Annotated in this window: 4 protein-coding genes and 3 pseudogenes; 3 read left to right on the top strand and 4 right to left on the bottom strand. The window is 64.8% G+C overall.

Translation table 11 applies throughout. The features are described from left to right. A pseudogene (locus tag ACIP98_RS41620) lies at positions 1-92 on the top strand (IS5/IS1182 family transposase); the annotation flags it as partial. A 567-nt stretch (positions 93-659) separates the two neighbouring features. After that, a complete protein-coding gene (locus tag ACIP98_RS41615; protein ID WP_401982009.1) occupies positions 660-1,169 on the top strand; it encodes a hypothetical protein in 510 nt (169 codons plus the stop codon). A 171-nt stretch (positions 1,170-1,340) separates the two neighbouring features. On the opposite strand, the pseudogene ACIP98_RS41610 reads toward ACIP98_RS41615, so the two are convergent. The 4 genes and pseudogenes from ACIP98_RS41610 to ACIP98_RS41595 all read right to left on the bottom strand — a co-directional run. After that, positions 1,341-2,189, bottom strand: a pseudogene (locus ACIP98_RS41610) (IS5 family transposase); the annotation flags it as partial. Between the two features lie 416 nt (positions 2,190-2,605). Further along, positions 2,606-2,797 carry a relaxase domain-containing protein gene (locus ACIP98_RS41605; RefSeq protein ID WP_401982005.1) on the bottom strand — a complete coding sequence of 64 codons (192 nt, stop codon included), beginning with the start codon at positions 2,795-2,797 and terminating at the stop codon, positions 2,606-2,608. Continuing rightward, entirely contained in the window at positions 2,716-2,994 is a 279-nt protein-coding gene (locus ACIP98_RS41600) for a helix-turn-helix domain-containing protein (protein ID WP_401982007.1), read from the bottom strand. The genes ACIP98_RS41605 and ACIP98_RS41600 overlap by 82 nt, the downstream gene beginning before the upstream one ends. A gap of 154 nt (positions 2,995-3,148) precedes the next feature. Continuing rightward, positions 3,149-3,401: pseudogene (locus ACIP98_RS41595) on the bottom strand (IS5/IS1182 family transposase); the annotation flags it as partial. 1,588 nt (positions 3,402-4,989) lie between these two features. Between ACIP98_RS41595 and glsA the strand changes: the two are divergent. After that, positions 4,990-6,624 (top strand): glutaminase A, encoded by a 1,635-nt coding sequence (gene glsA, locus ACIP98_RS41590; RefSeq protein ID WP_401982002.1) that lies wholly within the window; start codon positions 4,990-4,992, stop codon positions 6,622-6,624. The last annotated feature ends 273 nt before the right edge of the window (positions 6,625-6,897 follow it).

Genomic DNA, 6,897 nt, shown 5'->3' with positions numbered 1-6,897 from the left:
AACGCTGGCGCATCTTCCGCCACGCCCGCTGCAGCCCCAACCGCCTGTCGTCAGCAGCCAAAGCCATCCTCACCCTGGAGAAGCAACGCTGAAAAGGCTCACTCTCTCCTGAAAGCCGCTCGCAGGAGCACCTACAGCCCGGTGGCGCCCCACGCACCGGAGGAGCCCTCCGCGAGGCATGCTGGCCACCACCGCACTGAACACGGCGTATTGCTCTGATGCGCCGGAGCCTCGCTCCGGTACCTGGGCTCCGGAGCGAGGCCAGGCAGGCCGGTCCTGGCATCGGACGGGGGGGTGGCCTGCCCTGTTGTGATGCAACGTGTACCTTATCGTGAGCATGTGTGCGCTCCGCCCCCGCCCAGCGGTCAATTCTGCAGCCCCTAGGGCCTGTCCGGCCCTTCCACACACTGTGACTACTAGCGGATGCCGGGCGTGTCGAGTTCCGCGCGTCGTCCTCGGTGAGCTTGTCGCCGTAGCGGCGGGTGTTGTCCAGGAACTGACCGGCGTCCCATTGGGCTCGGTGAGCGACTCAACGTGATTTTGGGGTACCTGTATGGCCCGAAACGGGCGTGGAACTGCCGAGCGGGCGGAGGCTGATCGCCACTTGTCGGCCTGCGGACGGGCGCCTGGGGCTTCTCGAGGGGTCTGCCCGGGGCGAGGTGGAGCAGATTTTCCAGCATCCAGGCCTGAGCGGCAAGCAGCACGTCCCGTCCCAGGCGCTGTACCTGGACCCAGGCTACCGGGAGCTGGCCGGTGTCTCGTTGGACGAGCTGCTGATGGATGGCACGGCCTGGACCGCGATCGAACGGGCCGATGCGGCCGCGCTGCGCATCGATGCCGGACGGTGGGGACTGGCGACCTTGCGGTGTACGTACCGGGCCCGCGTCGGCGCCGTTGCTGGGCCCGGTAACTGGGCAGTTCACATCAATGGCAGCCAGGTTGGTGCGTTCTGTCAGGATGGCGTGATGATGGCGAGTGAAGGCGGGGACGTCTTGGGTCCGGGTGGTCTGGAGGATGCGGCGACTGAGGTACGGGAAGCTGAGGCCACGGTGGTGACGGCCCGGCGTCGGCTGAACTTCCGGGCCGTGGCCACCCGCTACGACAAACGCGCCTACACCTACCTCGGAACCGTCACCGTCGCAGCCCTGGTGATCTGGCTCCGCACATGATCCAAGAAACAGGACCTAGGCCGTGCAACCGGGCACGGATGACCGCCCCAGTGGTGCGGGCCTGGCCTGCGGTCCGTCGAACAGATCCACGCAAGCGGCGTATGGCATCGCTCGCCAGCGGACGCGTAGATGCTGGAACGATTCGGCTTCAAGCGACCGGCAAATGGATCGCTTGAGGCGTCGGGTCGTGGGTCGGCCGTCCCAGCGGTAGTGGCTGGTTGCTCGGCGGATCAGCATGCGGAGCGTGACGAGGGTGGCGGCGAGGTAGAGGTAGAAGTCCACGGTAGGGGCGGTCTTCTCCGTGCAGCGCCGCAGCTTGCCGTAGTCGTTCATCCATGAGTGGGTGCGCTCGACCACCCAGCGCTTCCCGGCCTGAATCGGAGCGGGCACGCCCTTACGCGCGATCTCGCCCGTGCATCCCAACTCCGTGAGCAGTGCGCGGGACTTGGCACTGTCGTAACCGCGGTCGAGGTTGACGTTGACCGTCGTCGGCATCGCGCCGACCTGGGCTTTCGCCGCCTCCAAGGTGGGGCCGAGCAGGGGCGAGTCGTGCCGGTTGGCACCGTCGGAGACGATCCCGAGCGGGACACCGCACGCGTCGGAGGCGACCGAGCGCTTCAGCCCCTGCTTGCCCCGGTCGACCGGGGATCGTCCGGCCTTCTCGCCTCCGGAAGGGGCCTTGGTGATGCGGCCGTCCACGGAGATCTCGCTCAGCCCCAGGCCGATCATCCGGTCGTACGCCTCAAGCGCGAGGGCGTGTACCTTCTTGGATATCCCGAGATCAGCCCACTCTTTGACGCGGCGTCGGATGGTACGGTCAGAACATCCGGGAGTTGAGACGCGCTCGTATCCGGAGCCGTGGACCAGCGCGAGCACGATGTGCTCGAATACCTTTCGGTCGGCTATCCAGCGGCGGTGACAGCCCAGCGGATGGTCCGTGACGAACTCTCCCCGGGCGGGCAGGAGTGCGGCGAACTGGTCCCAGAGGGGTTCAAGCAGGCAAGATGGCAGCGCGGGCACGGCCGTCCTTCGTGATCACTGAGCGTAGAGAACTCCATGATCACGTGGTGGACCCGTGCCCGCACCGTATCCAGCCCATCCCCCGAACCCACAGCCGCCGCCTATTGCCGGTCGGTCTAAGTCAGGCGAGTCTGATGGCCAGCGATCCGGTTCAACGCGGTGCGGATTCACTCCGTCACCACGGGGCCGCACAAGAGCGCTTCGTCGCCAGCGGCAGCAGCGGCGGCGGTGGCGAGGGGTTCGTGTTACAGCTCGGTGCGGCGTTAATCGATCGCCCGGCCGCGCACGCTGAGCCAGTCGATGGATTCGTGCGGGATACTGGCCAGCTCCATCACTGGCCTGCGCCCAGCGGTGACGGTCCGGGGCTCAATCGCCAGGCCCAGCGCCTGGCAGGCCTCCCCCATCACCAGCTCATGTCACAGCGCCAACCACGCGTCGGTGTTCTCGAAGAACACCGACGCGTGCGACGCTCTCCACGCGCCATCCGGACGGCGGCACTTGACCGACACCAACAAATACACATGCATCAGCGGCGTTCCGGTCCGGGATACGTAACGCCGGAACGCAGCCGCAACCAGGCCCCCGGCGGGTACGCGTAGTGAATACACGCCTTGTCCCAGCGCACCACCGAGGCCCGCGCCACCGGGCCCCTGCCCAATCTCGTCCAAGACGTGAACTGCCGGGCGGACAGCTTCGGCCCCCTCTCCGGGCCAGCCGACCGCAGACCCTCGATGCCGCCCTCAGGCCAGGCCCGGCGCCACCGCTCCACCGACCGCTCACTGACCCGTAACTCCTTCGCGGCCACCGCGGTCGTCTCGCCACGAACGAACTGCGCCACAGCCTCAAGCCCGGATCTGTCCACGAAACGCCCGCCGCTCAGCGGTCAGGCCCCCACCCTGCACATACCGCATAACAACGGCAAACCGCAGGGATCACCAACCGACGCCCGCACGAAACCTCAGCAGCCGAGTGTCGGCATCGATGACGACCAGGCGGTTGGTCGAATACCGGTAGTTCTTCGACGGCTCGGCGATGCTGTGGTCGCGCGCGGGGGCCAGGGTGCCGTCCACGATCAGTTCGGTGTCTGTCCTTGCGGAACCGCTCAACGGCAGACCCCCGGCCGGCTCCTGCGCACCGAATCTGCACCCTCGCGCCGGAGAGCGGTGATCAGTTTGCCGACTGACCTGGACTCAGCCCGCTGAACGGGGCTATCTAGGAGGGATCCAACGCCGTGACCACACCAGTCGCGGCATGATCATTCCACTGCTTCGGCTTCTCCCTGCTCGAAGGCGATGCGGCAGCGGACCGCCTGCTCCACGAACCAGCGCATGATCCCGTAGGGGATGGCGGGTTCGTCGCGGCTGTGAATGTGGATGGTCGCCTCCTGGTCCGGGGATCCTCGTGGGGTATCACCGCCACCAGGAAGGCAGCTCCAGGCAAGTGCGTCACGGCGTTAGGGATCTCAGCCCGCGCGGCCGGCGCCGGGACGACCTCGCTCAGCTTCACACACCAGGCGTCGTCCGGCAATGCGTAGTGGAACTGGATGGCGTAGTGACGCCCTCATGAACACGCAGCTCTGGCATGTGCCTGGCTGTCACAGATCCCCGTCGGAGTCCCGCGATTATCCCGCTCAGCACCTGGCGCGGGCGCCAATCAGCCCTTTGCGGGACAGCCCTTAGCGTCATCTCCCCGCCCCAAAGTGAAAATTGCGGCCCCGGAGTGGGGTACGAGCTAAGAATGAGGTCGGGTCGCACTTACGCCCACTAAATATGGGCCCTTGAACAGAATCGCGATCCGCAATATTCCTCCAAGTGCCGGTGATGCGCATCACAGCCACCCGACTCCCATTGGCACTACCGTGCTATTACCGCACACTTCCCCCGCCTACACTCTCACGGAGCAGGTCTTATCCGATGCGTCGGATTTATACACACGAGGTGGCGGCGATGCACCGCTTTGGGAAGTTGACGGCGCGCGACCATTTGAGAGGCCAAGCATGGAAGAGGTGATTTTCGATTGACCTCAGCCGTAAATACGAATCAAAGGGAAATTCTTATTTTTTGGATGCTCAAGGAGAGCCCCAAAAAAATCTTTGAGATCGTCAAGTGTGCGGCGTTAAATGCATAGAATGCTGGCGCCATGAATTTGACGCTACACCCTTTGCAGACCGCCACTTCGGGACCCATTCGGCGCCACTTCCGTTGCCAGGTGACTCCTTTTGCGGATCTCCCCCTTTTCCCTCGCCCCTGGCGTGTGCTCGTAGGGCCGCCGGGCGGACGGTTGGGGCGACGTCAAGGTGCCGGGGGGGCATCGCGTACGTTGCGTCCCGTCCAGGTCGAAAGCATCCGGCAAGGATCACGGTGGGAGCAGTCGCAGCACTTCCGCCAGTGGCGCAACAGGCCGTTCGCCCGGCTCACGGACGGCACTGCGTCGACATCCCTCACCATGGGGTTACGGGCCCGAACCCAGCCAGACGGGCGCACTTTGACAGCGTCCGGGGCACCCCATAGATTGTCTGTATAGAACGTTCCATACACTGAACTAGAGGATGGGTTTTAGTGACAAGTGGCAGAAGGGAATTTTCGTCGAACTTCGTCAATTGGGCATGCAGGTCAAGTAAAATCCTGACCCATTGACACCATCTCCGAGATCCCAACTCACTTTCACGAAGCCTCTGAATCGGTCTGGGAGCAAACCCATTTCGCGGAGAGTTCCGAGAGCCCGTTCCCTGCGGCCGCAGGCAGAGTCAACTGTCGGTTCGCAGAATATCCTTCGCGTACAAAGATTGGAATGCTTTGCCATGTCCGCTGCGAAGAAGACAGGACTTCGGCCGCGCAATTCCGTAACAGCGGCCGTGCTCGAGGATGCGGGCGTCGGTCCCAGAAGCGACATTTTCGATACCAGCTACTACCGCAAGCTGTTCCTGTCGTTCGGTGTCGGTGAGGACGGCCGGATCGCTACCTCCGAGCTGACCGCACGTCTACGGGAATCCGGTATCTCGGAAACTGATCCGCGGGTCACAGAGGTGTGGGCAGCACTGCGCCGGGGTGCAGGTATGACGGGGGAGTGTCGGATCGACCTGGACCGGTTCACCAGCCTGTGCAAGATGGGCGGCGGTGTCGTCGCGAAGTCCATTAAGGGGGACTTTATCATCCCCGACTTCGGCGCGCTCCAGACCGAGATCTCCGGGATCTACGAAAGCCTACGGCGGGTCGACGGCGGCCACGTCGCGGACTACATCCCGCAGCTGGGCCGCGTCGATCCGGAAAAGTTCGGCATCGCGCTGTGCACGATCGACGGACAGCGGTTCGCCGTCGGTGACGCGGACACCCTCTTCTGCGTGCAGTCGGTGTGCAAGCCGATCAACTACTGCCTCACGCTGGAGGAGCACGGCGCCGACGTCGTGCACCGTCATGTCGGGCGCGAGCCCAGTGGCCGTGGTTTCAACGAGCTCACGCTAAACAGTGACGGCCTGCCGCACAACCCGATGATCAATTCCGGCGCCATCATGTCATGCTCGCTGATCCGGCCGAAGCAGGACACGGCCGACCGTTTCGACTACGTCGCCGAGACGTGGCGCAGGTTGTCCGGTGGCACGGTCGGCTTCAATAACGCCGTCTACCTCTCCGAGCGCCGCACCGCGGACCGGAACTTTGCGCTGGGTTACTTCATGCGGGAGCACGGTTCCTTCCCGGAGGGCACCGATCTGGTGGAGACTCTCGAGTTCTACTTCCAGTGCTGCTCGATCGAGGTCGACGCCCGATCGCTGTCGGTGGTGGCGGCATCGCTGGCCAACGGCGGCGTCAACCCGCTGACCGGGGAGCGCATCTTCTCGGCCGACACGGTGCGCAAGTGCCTGTCGCTGATGTCTTCGTGCGGGATGTACGACTACTCCGGCGAGTTCGCCTTCACCATCGGGCTGCCTGCGAAGAGCGGTGTCTCCGGCGGGCTGATGATCGTTGTCCCGGGGGTCATGGGCGTCTGCGTGTGGTCCCCGCGCCTGGACGCGCTAGGAAACTCGGTGCGCGGTGTGGCGTTCTGCAAGGAACTGGTCGGGCGCTTCAACTTCCATGTCTACGACTCCTTCGCCGCAGGGGAGGTCTCAGGCAAGCGCGATCCGCGGCGCGGCAGGAACGAGGAGGAGATCACCTCCACGATGCGCTTGCTGTGGGCCGCGAGCCAGGGTGATCTGGATGACGTCCGGATCGCCCTGGCGACAGGGAAGGACCCCAACTCGACGGACTACGACAAGCGGACGGCCCTCCACCTGGCGGCCTCCGAGGGGCACGTTGAGGTCGTCCAGTACCTCCTGGACCACGGCGCCGACTCAGGGATCAAGGACCGATGGGGCGGCACCGCGCATTCCGACGCGGAGAGTGGCGGCCACGACCACGTTGCCGCACTCCTACAACCCACCCCCACGGCTGCCGGCTGAATCGTCCTGGCACTAACACCGCTAGCCGCTTACAACCCAGCCCCCGCGAGGGCCGGTGCCCTCCACGGAAACACCGGGCACGCTCGGATGCCTATCCCGTTCCCCCTCCCTGATTTCGCCTTACAACACGTCCTGCCGGGCGACGGCAGGCCACCCAGAAGGAGAAGAGATAAGTGGCTTACAAGGCCGAGTACATCTGGATCGACGGCACCGAGCCGACCGCCAAGTTGCGCTCGAAGACCAAGATCCTCGCCGATGGCGCGGAGCCGGGCA

It is taken from the genome of Streptomyces sp. NPDC088354, assembly GCF_044753585.1.
In the GTDB taxonomy this organism is placed as follows: Bacteria; Actinomycetota; Actinomycetes; order Streptomycetales; family Streptomycetaceae; genus Actinacidiphila.
This window is presented reverse-complemented; position numbering and strand designations above follow the sequence as displayed.